Here is a 238-nt window from a genome sequence, read left to right on the forward strand (position 1 = left end):
AGCGGGCTGACCTATGAGGCCATTGCCGCGCAGGTAGGTCTGACCCGCACCGGCGTCTTCGACATCTGCCGCCGCTGCGCCGAGCAGGGCCGGGCGGGGTTGGCCAGCGGGCCGCGCGGCCCGGCCCCTGGCACGGGACGGTTTCTCGAGGCCGAGCAGGAAGCGCAGGTCCGCGCGCTGATCCGCCGGCACACGCCTGACGAACTCGGTCTGCCCTTTGCCCTGTGGAGCCGGGCAG

At 73.5% G+C, this 238-nt stretch carries 1 pseudogene; it reads left to right on the forward strand.

From position 1 onward, the window contains the following. Positions 1 to 238, forward strand: a pseudogene (locus KBI52_RS00105) (helix-turn-helix domain-containing protein); the annotation flags it as partial.

This window comes from Microvirga sp. HBU67558, assembly GCF_018069605.1.
GTDB classification, from domain to species: domain Bacteria; phylum Pseudomonadota; class Alphaproteobacteria; order Rhizobiales; family Beijerinckiaceae; genus Microvirga; species Microvirga terrae.